Source organism: Kineosporia sp. R_H_3 (genome assembly GCF_002198675.1).
Lineage (GTDB): Bacteria > Actinomycetota > Actinomycetes > Actinomycetales > Kineosporiaceae > R-H-3.
The window spans coordinates 1-17,324 of record NZ_MWLL01000064.1; the positions used below are offsets into that span (position 1 = coordinate 1).

A 17,324-nucleotide genomic window follows, 5' to 3' on the forward strand; every position below is an offset into this window, starting at 1 on the left:
GGTGGGTCCGCCGGTGGCGTCCGTCACGTCCGCCGCCGCGGCGGGTGCCGGGCGGTCGAGCGGCGACCGCGGCGCGGGTTAGCGTCGGGAGGTGACCTCTCTCGACGCCGGCCCGGCGGGCCGCACCGACACCGACGGCGCGCTCTTCGGCGGCGCCGTCTTCGACGCGGTCCTCTTCGACATGGACGGCACGCTCGTCGACTCGACGCGGTCCGTGCAGCGGTCGTGGCTGGAGTGGGCGGGGGAGTACGACGTCCCGCTCGACCGGCTCACCGGCTGGCACGGCGTCCCGGCGAAGCAGATCATCGCCACCGTCGTCGACGACCCCGCCCGGCACGCCGAGGCGCTCGCCCGGATCGAGGCGCTGGAGATCGAGGACGCCGCAGGCGGCATCCTCGTGCTCCCCGGCGCGGTCGAGGCGCTCGCCGCGCTGCCCGCCGGCCGGGCCGCCGTCGTCACCTCGTGCACCCGCCTGCTCGCGCACGCCCGGATCGCGGCCGCGGGCCTCGTCGCACCCGGCGTCGTCGTCACCGCGAGCGACGTGACGCACGGCAAGCCGGACCCGGAGCCGTTCGTGCTCGGGGCCCGCCGGCTCGGCGCCGAGCACGAACGNGGCCCGCCGGCTCGGCGCCGAGCCGGTCCGCTGCCTCGTCGTCGAGGACGCCCCTGCCGGTCTGCAGGCGGGCCGTGCGGCCGGGTCCGCGACGCTCGCCGTCGTCACGACGCACCCGGCGGCCGAGCTCGACGCGGACGTCGTCGTGCCCTCGCTCGCGGACGTCCGGTTCGTCACCGGGCCGGACGGCGTCCGGGTGCTGCCTGCCCGCTGACGGCCGGACAACGGCCCGGCGGCGCTCCGGAGTGCTGTCGGTGGGCGCCGCTAGGCTGCGGCGCACCTGACGAGGAGGCGACGTGGGCCAGCAGACGACGGTGGACATCGCAGCGGCGGAGCGCGGGGAGCCGGACACCCAGTACGAGGCCCTCCTGCGGCGGGTCCTGGAGACCGGGGCCCCCAAGGAGGACCGGACCGGCACCGGCACGGTGAGCACCTTCGGGGAGCGCCTGCGCTACGACCTGTCCCAGGGCTTCCCCCTGGTGACGACGAAGCGCGTGCACTTCAAGTCGCTCGCGGTCGAGCTGCTCTGGTTCCTCCAGGGCGGCACGAACGTGCGCTGGCTGCAGGAGCGGGGCGTGACGATCTGGGACGAGTGGGCCTCCGAGACCGGCGACCTCGGCCCCGTCTACGGCAAGCAGTGGCGCTCGTGGCCGACGCCGTCGGGGGACGTCGACCAGCTCGGCGCGGTCGTCGACACGCTGCGGACCGACCCGGACTCGCGCCGGATGGTCGTCTCGGCGTGGAACGTGTCCGACCTGCCGCAGATGGCGCTGGCGCCCTGCCACCTGCTCTTCCAGTTCTACGCGGCCGGCGGGCGGCTCTCCTGCCAGGTGTACCAGCGCAGCGCGGACATGTTCCTGGGCGTCCCGTTCAACATCGCGAGCTACGCGCTGCTCGTGCACCTCGTCGCGCAGCAGGTCGGCATGACCCCGGGCGACCTCGTGTGGGTCGGCGGCGACTGCCACGTGTACGCCAACCACGTCGACCAGGTGCGCGAGCAGCTGGGCCGGGAGGCGTTCACGTTCCCGACGCTCGAGGTGGCCCCCGCGGCGTCGCTCTTCGACTACACGTACGACCACTTCCGGGTCGTCGACTACCGGCACCACCCGGCGCTGCGCGCCCCGGTCGCGGTGTGAGCGCGAAGCTCGTCTGGGCGCAGAGCACGAACGGCGTCATCGGCGTCGGCGGCACGCTGCCGTGGCACCTGCCGGAGGACCTCAAGCACTTCTCCCGCCTCACGACCGGCTCGGTCGTCGTCATGGGCCGCCGGACGTGGGAGTCGCTGCCGCCGAGGTTCCGGCCGCTGCCCGGCCGCACGAACGTCGTCCTCACCCGGAGCCCCGGTTACGACGCCCCGGGGGCCGAGGTCGTCGGCTCGGTCGCCGAGGCCCTGGCCCGCCACCCGGACCCGTGGGTCATCGGCGGTGCCGAGGTCTACGCCGCGTTCGCCGGCACGGCCGGCACCGCGGTCGTCACCACGGTCGACCTCGTCGTCGACGAGGCGGGGGAGGACGTCGTCCGGGCTCCCGACCTCGGGCCGGGTTGGTCCGTGGCCGACCGGGTCCCCGTGCAGGGGTGGACCGAGTCCTCGACCGGCCTGCGCTACGCGGTGACGACACTGAGCCGGGCGTGACGCGCGTCACTTCTCGGGCGTGAGCAGTCCGTGTAACGGGCGGCACGCGCTGTGCGATGTACCTGCGGAATCCCGGTGCTGCCCGGACCCCCGAGCGGTCAGCACCGGGATTCTTCGTCCCCGGCGCCGTGCCGGGCGGTGTCCGGCCCGCGGCGGGGGCGCCCCCGGTGAACACGGCCGACGTCCCGGGCGCGCCGGGCGGTAGCGTTGGCCGCATGTCGCCGTCCTCTGCTGCGCCCTCGACGGGCCGCCCGTTCGGCGCGGTGCTCACCGCGATGGTCACGCCGTTCACCCCTGCGGGCGAGGTCGACCTCGACGCGGCCGGGGCGCTGGCGGACCACCTCGTCGGGCTCGGCCACGACGGACTCGTCGTCTCCGGCACCACGGGGGAGTCGCCGACGACGTCCGACGCCGAGAAGGAGGCGCTGCTGCGGGTCGTCCTCGACGCCGTCGGCGGCCGGGCGAAGGTCGTCGCGGGCGTCGGCACGAACGACACCCGCCACACCGCCGAGCTGGCGCGCGAGGCCGAGAAGGCGGGCGCCCACGGGCTGCTCGTCGTGACGCCGTACTACAACAAGCCGCCCGCCGAGGGCCTCGTCGCGCACTTCACGGCCGTCGCCGACGCGACCGACCTGCCGGTCATGGTCTACGACATCCCCGGCCGGGCCGGCGTCCGGATCACGACCCCGGTGCTCCTGCGGATGGCCGAGCACGACCGGATCGTCGCGGTGAAGGACGCCACCGGCGACCTCTTCGCCGGGTCCGAGGTCATGGCCCGGACGGGCCTCGTCTACTACTCCGGGGACGACGCGCTCAACCTCGCCTGGCTCGCGCACGGCGCGGCCGGGGTGGTCAGCGTCGTCGGCCACGTCGCCGGAGCGCAGTACGCCGAGATGGTGCGCGCGATGGACGCCGGCGACGTCGCCGGCGCCCGTGCCGTCCACGACCGGCTCATCCCCGCGGTCACCGCGATCATGACCCGTACCCAGGGCGCGATCATGGCCAAGGCCGCCCTAGAGCTCCAAGGAGTCCTCACGAACCGCACCATGCGTCTGCCCCTGGTCCCCGCCACCGACGAGCAGGTCTCCGCCCTGCGCACCGACCTCGTCGCGGCGGGCCTCCTGTGAGCCACCCGCACCCCGAGCTCGGCCCGCCCCCCGTCCTGCCGGCCGGCGCCCTGCGCGTCGTCCCGCTCGGCGGTCTCGGCGAGGTCGGCCGCAACATGTCGGTCCTCGAGATCGACGGCAAGCTGCTGATCATCGACTGCGGCGTCCTGTTCCCCGAGGACCACCAGCCCGGCGTCGACCTGATCCTGCCCGACTTCACCTACATCGCCGACCGGATGGCCGACGTCGTCGCCGTCGTGCTCACGCACGGCCACGAGGACCACATCGGCGCCGTCCCGTACCTGCTCCGGCTGCGGCCCGACCTGCCGCTCATCGGCTCCCAGCTCACCCTGGCGTTCGTCGAGGCGAAGCTGCGCGAGCACCGGATCCAGCCGCTCACCCTCGCGGTCAAGGAGGGCCAGGTCGAGCGCCTCGGCCCGTTCGAGTGCGAGTTCGTCGCGGTCAACCACTCCATCCCGGACGCGCTCGCGGTCGCCGTCCGGACCGCCGCCGGCACCGTGCTCCACACCGGCGACTTCAAGATGGACCAGCTGCCGCTCGACGGCCGGATCACCGACCTGCGCGCCTTCGCCCGGCTCGGCGAGGCCGGCGTCGACCTGTTCATGGTCGACTCGACGAACGCCGAGGTGCCGGGCTTCACGGTCTCCGAGCGGGAGATCACCCCGGTCCTCGACCGGGTCTTCTCCGGCGCCGACCGGCGGATCATCGTCGCGAGCTTCGCCTCGCACGTGCACCGCGTGCAGCAGGTCCTCGACACCGCCGTTGCGCACGGCCGCAAGGTCGCGCTCGTCGGCCGCTCGATGGTCCGGAACATGGGCGTCGCGAAGGACCTCGGGTACCTCACGGTGCCGGACGGCGTCCTCGTCGACATCAAGGCGATGGACGACCTCCCGGACGACCAGGTCGTCCTCATGTGCACCGGCAGCCAGGGCGAGCCGATGGCGGCGCTGTCCCGGATGGCGAACGGCGACCACCGGGTGCGCGTCGGCCGCGGCGACACCGTGATCCTCGCGTCGTCGCTCATCCCGGGCAACGAGAACGCGGTCTACCGGGTCATCAACGGCCTCACCCGGCTCGGCGCGAAGGTCGTGCACTCGGGCAACGCCCGGGTCCACGTCTCCGGCCACGCGAGCGCCGGCGAGCTCCTCTACTGCTACAACATCGTCCGGCCGCGCAACGTCATGCCGGTCCACGGCGAGGTCCGGCACCTCGTCGCGAACGCCGAGCTCGCGGTGAAGACGGGCGTCCCCGAGGACCGCGTCGTGCTCTGCGAGGACGGCGTCGTCGTCGACCTCGTCGACGGCGTCGCCCGGATCACCGGCAAGGTCGAGTGCGGCTACGTCTACGTCGACGGCTCGAGCGTCGGCGAGATCACCGAGGTCGACCTCAAGGACCGGCGGATCCTCGGCGAGGAGGGTTTCATCTCCATCGTCGTCGTCGTCGACTCCGGCAGCGGCAAGGTCGTCGCCGGTCCGGACATCCACGCCCGCGGCTTCGCCGAGGACGAGGCCGTCTTCGACAAGGTCAAGCCGCGCATCACCGACGCCATCGCGGCCGCGGTGACCGAGGGCATGACGGACTCCTACCAGCTGCAGCAGGTCGTCCGGCGGGTCGTCGGGCGCTGGGTCAACGAGTCCTACCGGCGCCGGCCGATGATCATCCCGCTCGTCGTCGAGGCGTGAGCGAGGGAGCGGCCGGGGGTACGCGGGCGCGGGCGGCACGGCCGGGAGGCCGGGTCGTCTGCGTCGGGGGAGCGGTCGTCGACCGGCTCCTCCACCTCCTCGCGCCCGCCGTGGCCGGGACGTCGAACCCCGCGCGGGCCGCGGCGTCCTACGGCGGGGTGGCCCGCAACGTCGCGGAGAACCTGGCCCGGCTCGGGGCCGACGTCGCGCTCGTCGCGTGCGTCGGGGACGACGCCGCCGCGCCCGGGCTGCTCGCGCACGCGGCCGCGGCCGGCGTGGACGTCGCGGGGGTCCGCCGGGTGCACGGCGCGACGACGGCCGAGTACGTCGCCGTCCTCGCGCCGTCCGGCGACCTCGAGATCGGGGTCGCCGCGATGGACGTCCTCACGCAGGTGACCCCCGACGACGTCGCGGCAGCGCTGTCCCGTGGGCCGGCCGTGAGCTGGGTCTTCCTCGACTGCAACCTCACCGCCGACGCGCTCGCGGGCAGCATCGCGGTCTGCCGGGCGGCCGGGGCCCGGGTCGCGGTCGACGCGGTGTCGACGGCGAAGGCGGTGCGGCTGCCCGCCGACCTGCGCGGCGTCGACGTGCTGTTCTGCAACGTCGACGAGGCGCAGGCACTCGCGGCCGCCACCGGTGCGGTGCTCACCGTCGGGCCGGAGGACGGGGGGTGGGAGACCGAGCTCGCCGCGGCCCCGCAGCGGCGCGGGGCCGCCGCCGTCGTCCTGACCCGCGGCCCGCGAGGCCCGCTCGTCGTCACCGCGACGGAGTTCGCCTCGATGAACGTCGTCCCGGCGGACGCCGTCGACGTCACCGGCGCCGGCGACGCCCTCGTCGCGGGCACCCTCGCCGGCCTGCTCGCGGGCCAGGACCTGACCCGCGCCGTCGCCGTCGGCGCCCGCGTCGCCGCGCGCACCGTCACCTCCGAGCACACCGTCGTCCCCGACCTGACCCCTGAGGACCTCCTGCCATGACCGTCGTCCCGCCCGCTGCCGCCCCGCCCGCTGCCACGTCGCCCGTCGAGCTTGCCCCCGAGGTCGCGCAGGCGCTCGCCGAGGGCCGTCCGGTCGTCGCGCTCGAGTCGACGATCATCACGCACGGCATGCCGTACCCGGCGAACCTGGAGACGGCCCGCGGCGTCGAGGACGTCGTCCGCGCGAACGGCGCGACCCCGGCGACGATCGCCGTCCTCGACGGCCGGCTCTGCGTCGGGCTGGACGACGCGGCGCTCGAGCGGCTCGCTCGCTCGGCCGAGGGCGCGGACGGCGGCGACGCCGGGACCGGCGAGGTCGTCAAGGCGTCCCGCAAGGACCTGCCGGCGGTCGTCGCGCGCGGGGCGACGGCCGGGACGACGGTCGCGGCGACGATGTACCTCGCCCACCTCGCGGGCGTGCGGATCTTCGCGACCGGCGGCATCGGCGGTGTGCACCGCGGCGCCGAGCACACCTTCGACGTCTCGGCCGACCTCGACGAGCTCGGCGCCACCCCGGTGACCGTCGTCTGCGCGGGCGCGAAGTCGATCCTCGACCTGCCGAAGACCCTCGAGGTGCTGGAGACCCGCGGCGTGCCGGTCGTCGGGCTCGGTACCGACGAGTTCCCGGCGTTCTTCTCCCGCACGTCCGGCCTGCCCGTCGACCACCGCGTCGACACCCCGGAGCAGCTCGCCGCCGTCCTCGTCGAGCACCACCGGCTCGGCCTGCGCGGGGGAGTGCTCGTGGCGAACCCGATCCCGGAGGCCGACGCGATCCCGGCCGAGGAGATCGACGCCCGGATCGACGAGGCGATCGCCGACGCCGAGTGGGCGGGCGTCACCCGCAAGGAGGTCACGCCCTACCTGCTCGCGCGGATCAACGAGCTCACCGACGGCCGCAGCCTCGTCGCGAACATCGCCCTCGTGCGGAACAACGCGGCCGTCGCGGCCCGGACGGCGGTCGCGCTCGCGGCGTTGCGCTGACCGTCCGGCGGGCGCCCTGCGGCCGGCCGTTGCCGGACGTCCCCTGCCGGCCCCACCATCCAGGGATGACGACCCGATCCCGTCGGCACGCCGCGACCGTCACCGGGCTGCTCGTGACCGCCGTCCTCGCCGGATGCACCGGGGGCGGCAGCGGCACGACGGCGGCCCGGCCGGCGGGGACCGCGGCAGGGGCGCCGACCGAGGCCCGGGCCACCCCGGCGGCCGACCCAGGTGCCGCTGTCGCCGCCGCGTACGACGCGACCGTCGCCGCGCACACGGCGAAGTACGTTGCGCAGGGCACCGTGGACACCCCGTTGATGACGGTGTCCGTCCGGCTCGTCGGCGTCGTCGACTTCGACCGGTTCCTCCGCGAGGAAGTGAGCACGGCGACCGCCACGGTCACCACGAGCCTGCCCGGGATGACGCCGGGGGCGGTGCCGGACAGCACCACGCACCGGCGGCAGGTGGGCGACGTCGAGTACGAGGACGGTGACGCCGTGCGGCTCGAGGATGCGACGAAGACGTGGCTGCGCACGGACCGCCGCCGCACGGACGTCGGGGGCCTGTCCTCGCTGCTCACCCGGGGCGGTCACGGTGAGCCGGTCCAGGCATGGGCGCACCTGCGCGGCCTCGGCGCCCCGGTCGAGGTCGTCGGGCCCGAGCAGGTCGCCGGTGTGCCCACCGTGCACTACCGGGCGACGCTCCGGATCGACCGCGTGCTCACCGGCGAGAACGCCGGCAAGACGGGTGTCCGGCAGAGCATGGGGAGCTCGCACCTCGACGGCAGCCGCTTCGACGTCTGGCTCGACGCTGCCGGCCGGCTGCGGAAGATCGTCCCGCCGAAGTCCCCGGGCGAGCAGGGGGTGGTCACCATGTTCACCGCGTTCGGCGTGCCCGTCACGGTCGTCGAGCCGGCGGCCGCCGACTCCGTCGACCTGCTCGTCGGTGATGCCACGGCGCCAGGACCCACCGAGACGCCGTGAGCGGCCGACCAGCGTCCGGGGGTGTGGACAACCTGTCGTACCGTGGTAGGACAGGCGTACTCTGAGGGCATGGCGGACAGGGTGAAGCGTTCGGTCTCGATGCCTCCCGATCTCGACGCCGCGATCGTCGCCGCGACCGCTCGGGAGGGTCTGACGTACTCGGCCTGGCTGGCCCGTACGGCGGCCCGTGAGGTCACGATCGAGCGCGGCCTCGCCGCCATGGCGGAGTACGAGTCCGAGCACGGTGCCTTCACGGACGAGGAGACGGCCGCGGCCCGTCGCTGGGTCGACGCAGCGCTCGCTCCGCTCGAGGACGAGATCCCGGCGCCGTCCGGTGCTGCGGGTGCTGCGGGTGCTGCGCAGGACGGCCCGCCGCGTCGCCGGCGTTCCACCCCGGCCGCGTGAGCACGGCTCGCCGGTACCCGTCGGATGCGCCCGGGGTGACGTACGACGCCGGGATGCTCATCGCGGTGGACCGGGGCGACCGGCAGGCGCTGGCCCGGCACAAGGCCCTGCTGACGGCCCGGCGGCCTCCGACCGTCCCCGCCGGGGTGCTGGCGCAGGTCTGGCGGTCGGGACGGCAGGCCGAACTCGCCCGGGTCGTCGGGTCCTGCGACGTCGAGCCGCTGACGGAGGTGCTCGCCCGGGCCGTGGGCGTGCTCGCGGCGTCCACCGGTCATCCGGACGTCGTGGACCTCAGCGTCGTCGAGGGTGCGCTGCGGCGCGGTGACCGGGTCGCGACCTCGGACCCGGCCGACCTGCTGCGCGCCGGCCTGCCGCCCGGGCGGATCACCGTGGTCTGACGTCCCGGACCGTGCGACGAGCACCCTGCGTGATGGCGGGTGTGCGTCACGGCACCGCGAGCGGTGCATGCGCCACGGCGTGTGACACGTGTGGCGGATGTGAAGTTCGCGTAGCCTCGCGAGCATGGCGACCCGGACGTCCTCCTCGAGCGGACGCGGCTCGGACGGCTCGGCACGCGGCACCGGCCGCGCGGCGTCCGGCCGCTCCGTGGCGACCGGCGGCGGCCGCACCGGCACCCGGTCGACGCCCGCCTCGCCGCGCAGCACCTCCGGCCGGACGGCGTCCGGCACCACCCGCGGCGGCGGCCGGACGACGCCGCCCCGCGGCCGCACGACCGGCTCGTACCCGCGCCGGACCGGCCCGCCGTGGCCGGTGCGCGCCGTGACCGCGGTCTGGATGGGCGCTGCGCACGTCGTCGGCGGCACCGCCCGCGCGATCGGCACCGGGGCCCGCGAGCTCGACCCCGCGCACCGCCGCGACGGGTTCGGCTTCCTCCTCATCGCCGTCTCGATCATCGTCGCCGCCCGCGAGTGGTGGGGCCTCGACGGCCGGTTCGGGGACGGCGTCCACGCCGTCGTCGCCGGCACCTTCGGCCGCGTCGGGCTCGCCGTGCCGCTCGTGCTCCTGTGGCTCGGCGTCCGGCTGCTGCGGCACCCGGAGAAGGTGCAGGAGAACAACCGGGTCGCCGTCGGCCTGCTCGCCATGGCGGTCGCCGCGACCGGGCTCGTGCACCTCGCCTCCGATTCGCCGGCGCCGCCGTCGGGCCCCACGAAGATGCGCGCCGCCGGCGGCATGATCGGCTACCTCGCGTCGTCCCCGCTGGAGTCCGCGGTGACGACCTGGGCGGCCGTCCCGATCCTCGCCCTCCTCGCGTTCTTCGGTCTGCTCGTCATCACCGCCACCCCGGTGCACGCCATCCCGGACCGGCTCGGCTACCTCTACGACCGGCTCACCGGGCACGTCCACCCGGACGGCGAGGACCTCGACGACAGCGACATCTCCTCGGCCCGGCACGCGCTGCGCCGGCGGCAGAAGAAGGCCGAGGAGGACGGCTACGTCGGCGACGAGGCCTACGAGACACCGCTCGTCACCGCACCCGGCAAGGGCGGCAAGAAGGCGCGCCCGGGGGAGAAGCGCCCGACCGGGCTCGACGACGCGATCGCCGCGGCGAAGGCGGGCAAGACCGCCGACGTCCCGTTCGACGCGGCCGCCGACGCCGCGGCCGGCACCGCCAAGGCGGCGGCGCCGCCGACCCCACCGTCGAGGNGCCGCCGCGACCCCGGGCGCCGTCGCCGCCGACCCCACCGTCGAGGCCGCGCCCGGCGTCGTCATGAAGACCCCGCTCGAGGCGCCGCCGACGACCCAGCTCCCGCAGCGGGTCGAGCAGCTCCTGCTCGCGGGCGACGTCACGTACACGCTCCCGCCGTCCGAGATCCTCGCCCCGGGCAGCGCCCCGAAGGCCCGCAGCGCTGCGAACGACAAGGTCGTCGAGGCGCTGACGACGGTCCTCGACCAGTTCGAGATCGACGCCCAGGTCACCGGCTTCTCGCGCGGCCCGACGGTCACCCGCTACGAGGTCGAGCTCGGGCCGGCGGTCAAGGTCGAGCGGGTCACCGCGCTGAGCAAGAACATCGCGTACGCCGTCGCGAGCGCCGACGTCCGCATCCTGTCGCCGATCCCCGGCAAGTCCGCGATCGGCATCGAGATCCCGAACGCCGACCGCGAGACGGTCTCCCTCGGCGACGTCCTGCGCAGCCAGGCGGCCCGCAAGGTCGAGCACCCGATGATCATGGGTGTCGGCAAGGACGTCGAGGGCGGCTACGTCGTCGCGAACCTCGCGAAGATGCCGCACCTGCTCGTCGCGGGTGCGACCGGCGCCGGCAAGTCGAGCTTCGTCAACTCGATGATCACGTCGATCCTCATGCGCTCGACGCCGGACGAGGTCCGGATGATCCTCGTCGACCCCAAGCGGGTCGAGCTCACCGCCTACGAGGGCATCCCGCACCTCATCACGCCGATCATCACGAGCCCGAAGAAGGCCGCCGAGGCGCTCGCCTGGGTCGTCAAGGAGATGGACGCGCGGTACGACGACCTCGCGGACTTCGGCTACAAGCACATCGACGACTTCAACAAGGCGGTCCGCGCGGGCAAGGTCGAGCTGCCGCCGGCGAGCCAGCGCAAGCTCACGCCCTACCCGTACCTGCTCGTCATCGTCGACGAGCTCGCCGACCTCATGATGGTCGCCCCGCGCGACGTCGAGGACTCGATCGTCCGGATCACCCAGCTCGCCCGGGCGGCCGGCATCCACCTCGTCCTCGCGACCCAGCGGCCCTCCGTCGACGTCGTCACCGGCCTCATCAAGGCGAACGTGCCGAGCCGGATGGCGTTCGCGACGTCGTCCGTCACCGACTCGCGCGTCGTCCTCGACCAGCCGGGCGCCGAGAAGCTCATCGGCCAGGGCGACGGGCTGTTCCTGCCCATGGGCGCGAGCAAGCCGATGCGCGTCCAGGGCGCCTGGGTCACCGAGAGCGAGATCCACCAGGTCGTCGAGCACGTCAAGACCCAGCTCCAGCCGAGCTACCGCGAGGACGTCGCCGTCGTCGCGGTCAAGAAGCAGGTCGACGACGACATCGGCGACGACCTCGACCTGCTCCTGCAGGCCACCGAGCTCGTCGTCACGACGCAGTTCGGCTCGACGTCGATGCTCCAGCGCAAGCTGCGCGTCGGCTTCGCCAAGGCCGGCCGGCTCATGGACCTCCTGGAGTCCCGCGGGGTCGTCGGCCCCAGCGAGGGCAGCAAGGCCCGGGACGTTCTCGTGAAACCGGACGACCTACCCGCCACACTGGCTCTCATGCGGGGAGAGGAACCGCCCGACGACGACGCCGGGCGGGTCGAGGACCTGTGGGAGCCCGGACATGACGACGACTGACATCGGCCCGACCGGCCCCGGCGCGCAGCCGGGCAACGACGGGGCTGCCGACGACGCGCCCGAGCTCCTCGAGCTCGACCTGCTCGTCTGGGACGCGCCGAACATCGACATGACGCTGTCGAACGTCATCGGCGGGCGCCCGACGCCCGCCAGCCGCCCCCGCTTCGACGCCGTCGCCCGCTGGCTGCTCGCCGGTGCGGGGGACCGGGAGGTCGAGGGCTGCGTCTTCGCCAACGTCCCGGCCGGCGGCGCGGTCTCGATGCGCGGCTGGATCGAGGCGATCCGGTCGTTCGGCTACGCCGTCTTCGCCCGGCCCAAGCTCGGGCCCGAGGACGACATCGACGCCGACATGCTCGAGCACATCGCGCACCGGGCGAAGTCGCACCGGCTCCGCAAGCTCGTCGTCGCGAGCGGGGACGGCCGCAACTTCCTCGAGCCGCTCGAGGAGCTCGCCCGCACCGGCGTCGAGGTCGCGGTCCTGTCGTTCTCCGAGGTCGCGGGGTACGCCCAGGAGTCCGACCTCATCACGTTCGTCGACCTCGAGGACGTCCCCGGGGCGTTCATGACGCCGCTGCCGCGGATCCGGCTCGACAACCTGCCCGAGGGCGGCGCCTGGCTCCCGCCGACGCGCTCGATGCGCTCGCTGCTCGACGACGGGCACGGGTCGCACGACTGATCCCGGGTGCGGTGCGCCGCGCGGCGTCCGGCGGTTCGGGGGCGCCCGCGCGGCCCACGCGCCCGGCGCGGCTACCCTGACCTGGTGTCCGCACCCCGCAGCGTCGCTCTCGTCACCCTCGGGTGCGCCCGCAACGACGTCGACTCCGAGGAGCTCGCGGGCCGGCTCGAGGCGGCGGGCTGGCTGCTCGTGGACGACGCCGCGGACGCCGACGTCGCGGTCGTCAACACGTGCGGCTTCGTCGAGCAGGCGAAGAAGGACTCCATAGACACGCTGCTGCAGGCCGCCGACGTCCGGGACGACGCGACGACCCGCACGCAGGCCGTCGTCGCCGTCGGCTGCCTCGCGGAGCGCTACGGCGAGCAGCTCGCGGCGTCGCTGCCCGAGGCGGACGCCGTCCTCGGCTTCGACTCGTACGCGGACCTCGCGTCGAGCCTGGAGAAGATCCTCCACGGCGACCGGCCGGCGTCCCACGTGCCCGTCGACCGCCGCACCCTGCTCCCGCTGAGCCCTTCCGCGCGCCAGGGCCGCGGCGTCGCGCTCCCCGGCCACGGCGACGGTTCTTCCGCAGCCGCGGCCGGCGGGTCGCACGTCCCCGCCGCGCTGCGCCCGGACGGCGCCGCGCAGGCGCCCGCCGCGACCGTCACCGACCTGCCGGCGGGCGTCGCGCCCGCGAGCGGGCCGCGCGTCGTCCGGCGCCGCCTCGGCAGCCTGCCGTGGGCGCCCCTCAAGCTCGCGTCCGGCTGCGACCGGCGCTGCAGCTTCTGCGCCATCCCGGCCTTCCGCGGGGCGTTCGTCTCCCGCCGGCCGGAGGACGTCCTCGCCGAGGCCCGCTGGCTCGCCGGGCAGGGCGTCCGTGAGCTGTTCCTCGTGAGCGAGAACTCGACGTCCTACGGCAAGGACCTCGGCGACCTGCGGGCGCTCGAGGCGCTGCTCCCGGCCCTCGCGGAGGTCGACGGCGTCGAACGCGTCCGGGTGTCGTACCTGCAGCCCGCGGAGATGCGCCCGGGTCTGGCCGAGGTCATCACCGGGACGACGGGCGTCGTGCCGTACTTCGACCTGTCGTTCCAGCACTCCTCGCCGTCCGTCCTGCGCCGGATGCGCCGCTTCGGCGGCACCGACGACTTCCTCGGGCTCGTCGAGCGGGTCCGCGCGCTCGCCCCGGACGCCGGGATCCGGTCCAACGTCATCGTCGGCTTCCCCGGGGAGACCGAGGCGGACGTCGCCGAGCTCGAGCGCTTCCTCGCCGCGGCCCGGCTCGACCTTGTCGGCGTCTTCGGTTACTCGGACGAGGACGGTACCGAGGCCGCGACGCTCGACGGCAAGGTCGACCCCGACGAGGTCGCCGACCGGGTGTCCCGGGTCAGCGCCCTCGTCGACGAGCTCGTCGCCCAGCGCGCCGAGGACCGGGTCGGCAGCGTGGTCCACGTGCTCGTCGAGGAGCACGAGGACGAGGCGGACGCCGACCTCCCGGGCGGGCCGCAGGGCGTCCCGGTCGGCCGGGCCGCGCACCAGGGCCCCGAGGTGGACGGCGTGACGCGCCTCGTCGACCTGCCCGCCCGGTCCGACGACCTCGGCGCGGCGACCGGCGTCGACGTCGCGGTGGGCCGGTTCGTCCGCGCGGTCGTCGTCGCGAGCGACGGACCCGACCTCGTCGCGTGCCCCGACGGGGGGAGCTGACGTGGCCGCCGGCGACAGTGCCGCGGGCGCGGGCGCCGGCTCCGGGGCGGGCCCGCGGCANGGCTCCGGGGCGGGCCGCGGCGGCCGGGGCGACCGGATCATGGGGATCGCCGGGGGGATCAAGGCGAACCTCGCCAACGGCGTCCCGCCGGACGGCGTCCGGCCGCAGTCCATCGCCGTCGAGCGCGCCCGGGAGACGATCGCCCGGGCCAACGAGGTGCGCACCGAGCGCCGCCGGTCCGAGGACGCCGAGCCGGTCAAGCTGCCCGTCGCGGTCGGCGTGAGCGTCTGGAACATCGCCAACGCGCTGACGCTGCTGCGGATCATTCTCGTCCCGGTCTTCTTCTGGCTGCTCCTCGCGAGCGCCGACCGGCCGACCTCGTGGCGGTTCGCCGCCGCGGCGTGCTTCGTCGTCGCCGTGGTGACCGACCGGTTCGACGGCGAGCTCGCCCGCCGCCGCGGCCTCGTCACCGACGTCGGCAAGATCGCCGACCCGATCGCGGACAAGGCGCTCATGGGCGCCGCGCTCGTCGGGCTCTCGCTGCTCGACGAGCTGTGGTGGTGGGTCACGGTCGTCGTCCTCGCCCGCGAGATCGGCATCACCCTCATGCGGTTCTTCGTCATCCGGCACGGCGTCATGCCGGCGGGCCGGGGCGGCAAGGCCAAGACGGCGCTGCAGGCCCTCGCGATCACGCTCTACGTCATGCCGCTGCCGGGTTGGATGCACCCCGTCGAGGTGGTGCTCATGGCCGGCGCGGTCGCCATGACCGTCATCACGGGGGCGGACTACGTCGTCAAGGCCGTGCGGCTCGTCGGCGGCAGCGAGCGGACCGCCGCCCGGCGCAACGCCCGCGCGGCGCGGACCGGTCGCCCCTCCGCGTGAGCACGCCGGCGGAGGCACCCGCGGGGTCGCCCGGACCCTCGCCCAGAGCCTGGCCCGAAGACTCGCCCGGGGAGAACGACGTCGCGCTGCTCGCCCGCGAGGTCGTCACGACGCTGACCGCCCGGGGCCTGACGCTCGCCACCGCCGAGTCGCTCACCGGCGGGCTGCTCGCGGCCCGGGTCGTCGACGTCCCGGGCGCCTCGGCGGTCCTGCGCGGCGGGGTCGTCGCCTACGCGACCGACCTCAAGCACCGGCTCCTCGGCGTCGACGCGGACCTGCTCGCGGCCCGCGGCGCGGTCGACGCTGACGTCGCCGCGGCGATGGCGCGGGGCGTCCGGGAGCGGCTCGGTGCCGACGTCGGGGTCGCGACGACCGGGGTGGCCGGCCCGGAGCCGCAGGACGGTCACCCGGCGGGCACGGTCTTCGTCGCCGTGAGCCTGTCGCCGGCCCTCGCGGCCGGGGACGGGCGTGTCGTCCCCCTGCTGCTCGCCGGGGACCGGCCGGCGATCCGGACGGCGACCGTCGCCGAGGCCCTCGGGCTCGTCCTCGCGCTGGTCACGGGCTGACGCGGCGGCCGGCCCGTGGCCGCGCCCCGATGACTGTCCGTTTCGTCCTGAGCGCGCCGTAGATCGGCGCGCGCGGTCTGTTCGCCCACAGCGATGCGCCCCGTTCGCGCAGAGCGATACGCGCACGTGAACGCCGTCACGGCGGAACACGGACGCCGGTGCGGGAGTTTCCCCCACATGAATCCTCGTGCCCATGCAGGGCGTTCGTCGGTGCGGCGGGGTACGGTTGGTGAAAGTCGTACCCGGCGGGATCCCCTGATGACGCCGAGTCACCGGCTCAAGCCGTTGGCCGGGGGTGCCGAGGTACCACCGGAGAGGGTGCAGGCGAGAGGAGGACGGCCCGTGGTTCTGCTCCGACAGGAGATCGGCGACGTCCTGCGCGACGCCCGCCGCCAGCAGGGTCGCACGCTGCGTGAGGTGTCCTCCGTGGCGCGGGTCTCGCTCGGGTACCTCAGCGAGGTCGAGCGCGGCCAGAAGGAGGCCTCGTCGGAGCTCCTCGCGTCGATCTGCGGCGCCCTCGAGGTCCCGCTGTCGTCCGTGCTCCGAGAGGTGAGCCACCGGGTCGCCGCGGCCGAGGGCGTGCCGTCCGAGGTCGCGATGTCCGAGGCCGCCATGTCCGGCGTCTCGATGGGCGAGGTCCTCGTCCCCGACACCGTCCCGGACGACCTCACCGAGCGGGTCGACCTGCGCGCCGCCGGTCTCGTCAGCGCCAGCGCGGCCTGACACCGGAGGTCCTACGACCAACAGGCCCCGCACCGGGGGGCCGCTCGCGCGTGCGTCGTCCGCCAGGCGCTCCCCGTGCACCGTTCGCAGGTCCGATGGCCGATGCCCGGACGGGCAGGTTGTTTCCCCCACCCCGGTCCGGCGAGGGTCGTGACCATGCTCAAGAAGATCGCCGCGACGGCCCCGGTCCTGCTCCTCGCCGCCCTCGGGGTGCTCGTCGCCCCGCCCGCCTCCGCCGCGACGGTCCCGGCCGCCCCGACGGGTCTCACCGGCGCGTACACCGGGGGCGGGACGGCGGCCCTCACGTGGACCGACAACGCCGTCGACGAGAGCGGCTACGAGCTCGAGCTGTGCGTGGCCCTCACCGGCCCCTGCACCGCCTTCGCGCAGGCCGTCCGGCTCCCGGCCGGCACGACGTCGTTCACCGACCCGGGGATGGCGACCACGACCTACTACCGGGTCCGGGCGTTCAACGCGGCCGGCGCCTCGGAGTACTCGAACGTCGCCGCCGTCGGGGTCGGCCTGTCGACGGGTGAGAACCCCACGGCGCGCATCGCCCCGACGACGACCTCCGGCACGACGCCGCTGACGGTCTCGTTCGACGGCGCCGCCTCGACCGGGTTCGCCGGGCAGGCGCTCACGAGCTGGACGTGGACCTTCGGCGACGGGACGACCGCCACCGGCGCTCAGGTGAGCCACACGTTCACCGCGCCCGGGACGTACCTCGTCGTCCTCGCGGTGAGCGCCGGGTTCGGCGTCGACCGTGCCTGGGTGCCCGTCTACGTCGAGCAGAAGACGCTCGTCGCGCCGTCCGGCCTCACCGCGACCGCGACGAGCCGGTCCCGCGTCGCGCTGGCATGGACGAACCCGGTGAGCACGACGACCTCGATCGTCGTCCAGCGCTGCAAGGGCGCCGGCTGCACGACGTTCACGACCCTGCGCACCCTGCCCGCGACGGCGACGACCTACGTGGACACGACGGTGAGCAGCCGCTCGACGTACACGTACCGCCTGCGCGTCACCGACGGCACCCCCGCCACCGCCCTCTCGACCCCCGCCACGGTGACCACC

17 protein-coding genes and 2 pseudogenes are annotated in these 17,324 nt (G+C 74.8%); all 19 read left to right on the plus strand.

What is annotated here, in order from left to right; all coding sequences use genetic code 11:
• Positions 1–181: 181 nt before the first annotated feature.
• A partial coding sequence (locus ECOMGDLI_RS35775) for an HAD family hydrolase (protein ID WP_233153305.1) occupies positions 182–612 on the plus strand: 431 nt, incomplete at its 3' end.
• 1 nt (position 613) lies between these two features.
• Positions 614–827, plus strand: a pseudogene (locus ECOMGDLI_RS36650) (HAD family hydrolase); the annotation flags it as partial.
• An 82-nt stretch (positions 828–909) separates the two neighbouring features.
• Positions 910–1,749: a thymidylate synthase gene (locus ECOMGDLI_RS03745; protein WP_369812710.1), complete on the plus strand. Its 840-nt coding sequence runs from the start codon at positions 910–912 to the stop codon at positions 1,747–1,749.
• Complete coding sequence (locus ECOMGDLI_RS03750) at positions 1,746–2,246, plus strand: dihydrofolate reductase (RefSeq protein WP_088313871.1); 501 nt, start codon at positions 1,746–1,748, stop codon at positions 2,244–2,246. Before ECOMGDLI_RS03745 ends, ECOMGDLI_RS03750 begins: the two co-directional genes overlap by 4 nt.
• Positions 2,247–2,461: 215 nt before the next feature.
• Positions 2,462–3,373: a 4-hydroxy-tetrahydrodipicolinate synthase gene (dapA, locus tag ECOMGDLI_RS03755; RefSeq protein ID WP_088313874.1), complete on the plus strand. Its 912-nt coding sequence runs from the start codon at positions 2,462–2,464 to the stop codon at positions 3,371–3,373.
• Positions 3,370–5,055: a ribonuclease J gene (locus ECOMGDLI_RS03760; RefSeq protein ID WP_088313878.1), complete on the plus strand. Its 1,686-nt coding sequence runs from the start codon at positions 3,370–3,372 to the stop codon at positions 5,053–5,055. Before dapA ends, ECOMGDLI_RS03760 begins: the two co-directional genes overlap by 4 nt.
• Positions 5,052–6,029 carry a PfkB family carbohydrate kinase gene (locus ECOMGDLI_RS03765; RefSeq protein WP_158220885.1) on the plus strand — a complete coding sequence of 326 codons (978 nt, stop codon included), beginning with the start codon at positions 5,052–5,054 and terminating at the stop codon, positions 6,027–6,029. Before ECOMGDLI_RS03760 ends, ECOMGDLI_RS03765 begins: the two co-directional genes overlap by 4 nt.
• Positions 6,026–7,009, plus strand: coding sequence for a pseudouridine-5'-phosphate glycosidase (locus ECOMGDLI_RS03770; RefSeq protein WP_088313883.1), 984 nt, complete (start codon positions 6,026–6,028; stop codon positions 7,007–7,009). The genes ECOMGDLI_RS03765 and ECOMGDLI_RS03770 overlap by 4 nt, the downstream gene beginning before the upstream one ends.
• Before the next feature lie 65 nt (positions 7,010–7,074).
• Positions 7,075–7,992: a hypothetical protein gene (locus tag ECOMGDLI_RS03775; protein WP_088313886.1), complete on the plus strand. Its 918-nt coding sequence runs from the start codon at positions 7,075–7,077 to the stop codon at positions 7,990–7,992.
• Between the two features lie 69 nt (positions 7,993–8,061).
• Positions 8,062–8,397 carry a hypothetical protein gene (locus tag ECOMGDLI_RS03780; protein ID WP_143447494.1) on the plus strand — a complete coding sequence of 112 codons (336 nt, stop codon included), beginning with the start codon at positions 8,062–8,064 and terminating at the stop codon, positions 8,395–8,397.
• Positions 8,394–8,795, plus strand: a complete 402-nt coding sequence (locus ECOMGDLI_RS03785) for a twitching motility protein PilT (protein ID WP_143447495.1) — start codon at positions 8,394–8,396, stop codon at positions 8,793–8,795. The genes ECOMGDLI_RS03780 and ECOMGDLI_RS03785 overlap by 4 nt, the downstream gene beginning before the upstream one ends.
• 124 nt (positions 8,796–8,919) lie before the next feature.
• Positions 8,920–10,062: DNA translocase FtsK 4TM domain-containing protein (locus tag ECOMGDLI_RS33655; RefSeq protein ID WP_233153302.1), on the plus strand; the 1,143-nt coding region annotated here is incomplete at its 3' end.
• A gap of 1 nt (position 10,063) precedes the next feature.
• Positions 10,064–11,725: pseudogene (locus tag ECOMGDLI_RS33660) on the plus strand (DNA translocase FtsK); the annotation flags it as partial.
• Entirely contained in the window at positions 11,712–12,401 is a 690-nt protein-coding gene (locus tag ECOMGDLI_RS03795) for an NYN domain-containing protein (RefSeq protein WP_088313897.1), read from the plus strand. The pseudogene ECOMGDLI_RS33660 and the gene ECOMGDLI_RS03795, both read left to right, overlap by 14 nt.
• Before the next feature lie 84 nt (positions 12,402–12,485).
• The gene (rimO, locus tag ECOMGDLI_RS03800) at positions 12,486–14,081 is read left to right on the plus strand and encodes a 30S ribosomal protein S12 methylthiotransferase RimO (protein ID WP_088313900.1); all 1,596 of its coding nucleotides are present in this window, start codon (positions 12,486–12,488) and stop codon (positions 14,079–14,081) included.
• Between the two features lie 100 nt (positions 14,082–14,181).
• A complete protein-coding gene (pgsA, locus tag ECOMGDLI_RS03805) occupies positions 14,182–14,964 on the plus strand; it encodes a CDP-diacylglycerol--glycerol-3-phosphate 3-phosphatidyltransferase (protein ID WP_088313909.1) in 783 nt (260 codons plus the stop codon).
• An 86-nt stretch (positions 14,965–15,050) separates the two neighbouring features.
• A complete protein-coding gene (locus ECOMGDLI_RS03810; protein ID WP_088313913.1) occupies positions 15,051–15,530 on the plus strand; it encodes a CinA family protein in 480 nt (159 codons plus the stop codon).
• Positions 15,531–15,872: 342 nt separating this feature from the next.
• Complete coding sequence (locus tag ECOMGDLI_RS03815; protein ID WP_233153304.1) at positions 15,873–16,253, plus strand: helix-turn-helix domain-containing protein; 381 nt, start codon at positions 15,873–15,875, stop codon at positions 16,251–16,253.
• Between the two features lie 156 nt (positions 16,254–16,409).
• Positions 16,410–17,324: PKD domain-containing protein (locus ECOMGDLI_RS03820; protein WP_158220886.1), on the plus strand; the 915-nt coding region annotated here is incomplete at its 3' end.

Excerpts from the sequence above, each read along its gene's own strand:
- ECOMGDLI_RS03795 (WP_088313897.1), top strand. The coding sequence starts at position 11,712 with ATGACGACGACTGACATCGGCCCGACCGGCCCCGGCGCGCAGCCGGGC.
- ECOMGDLI_RS03780 (WP_143447494.1), top strand. The coding sequence starts at position 8,062 with ATGGCGGACAGGGTGAAGCGTTCGGTCTCGATGCCTCCCGATCTCGAC.
- pgsA (WP_088313909.1), top strand. The coding sequence starts at position 14,182 with ATGGGGATCGCCGGGGGGATCAAGGCGAACCTCGCCAACGGCGTCCCG.
- ECOMGDLI_RS03775 (WP_088313886.1), top strand. The coding sequence starts at position 7,075 with ATGACGACCCGATCCCGTCGGCACGCCGCGACCGTCACCGGGCTGCTC.
- ECOMGDLI_RS03770 (WP_088313883.1), top strand. The coding sequence starts at position 6,026 with ATGACCGTCGTCCCGCCCGCTGCCGCCCCGCCCGCTGCCACGTCGCCC.
- dapA (WP_088313874.1), top strand. The coding sequence starts at position 2,462 with ATGTCGCCGTCCTCTGCTGCGCCCTCGACGGGCCGCCCGTTCGGCGCG.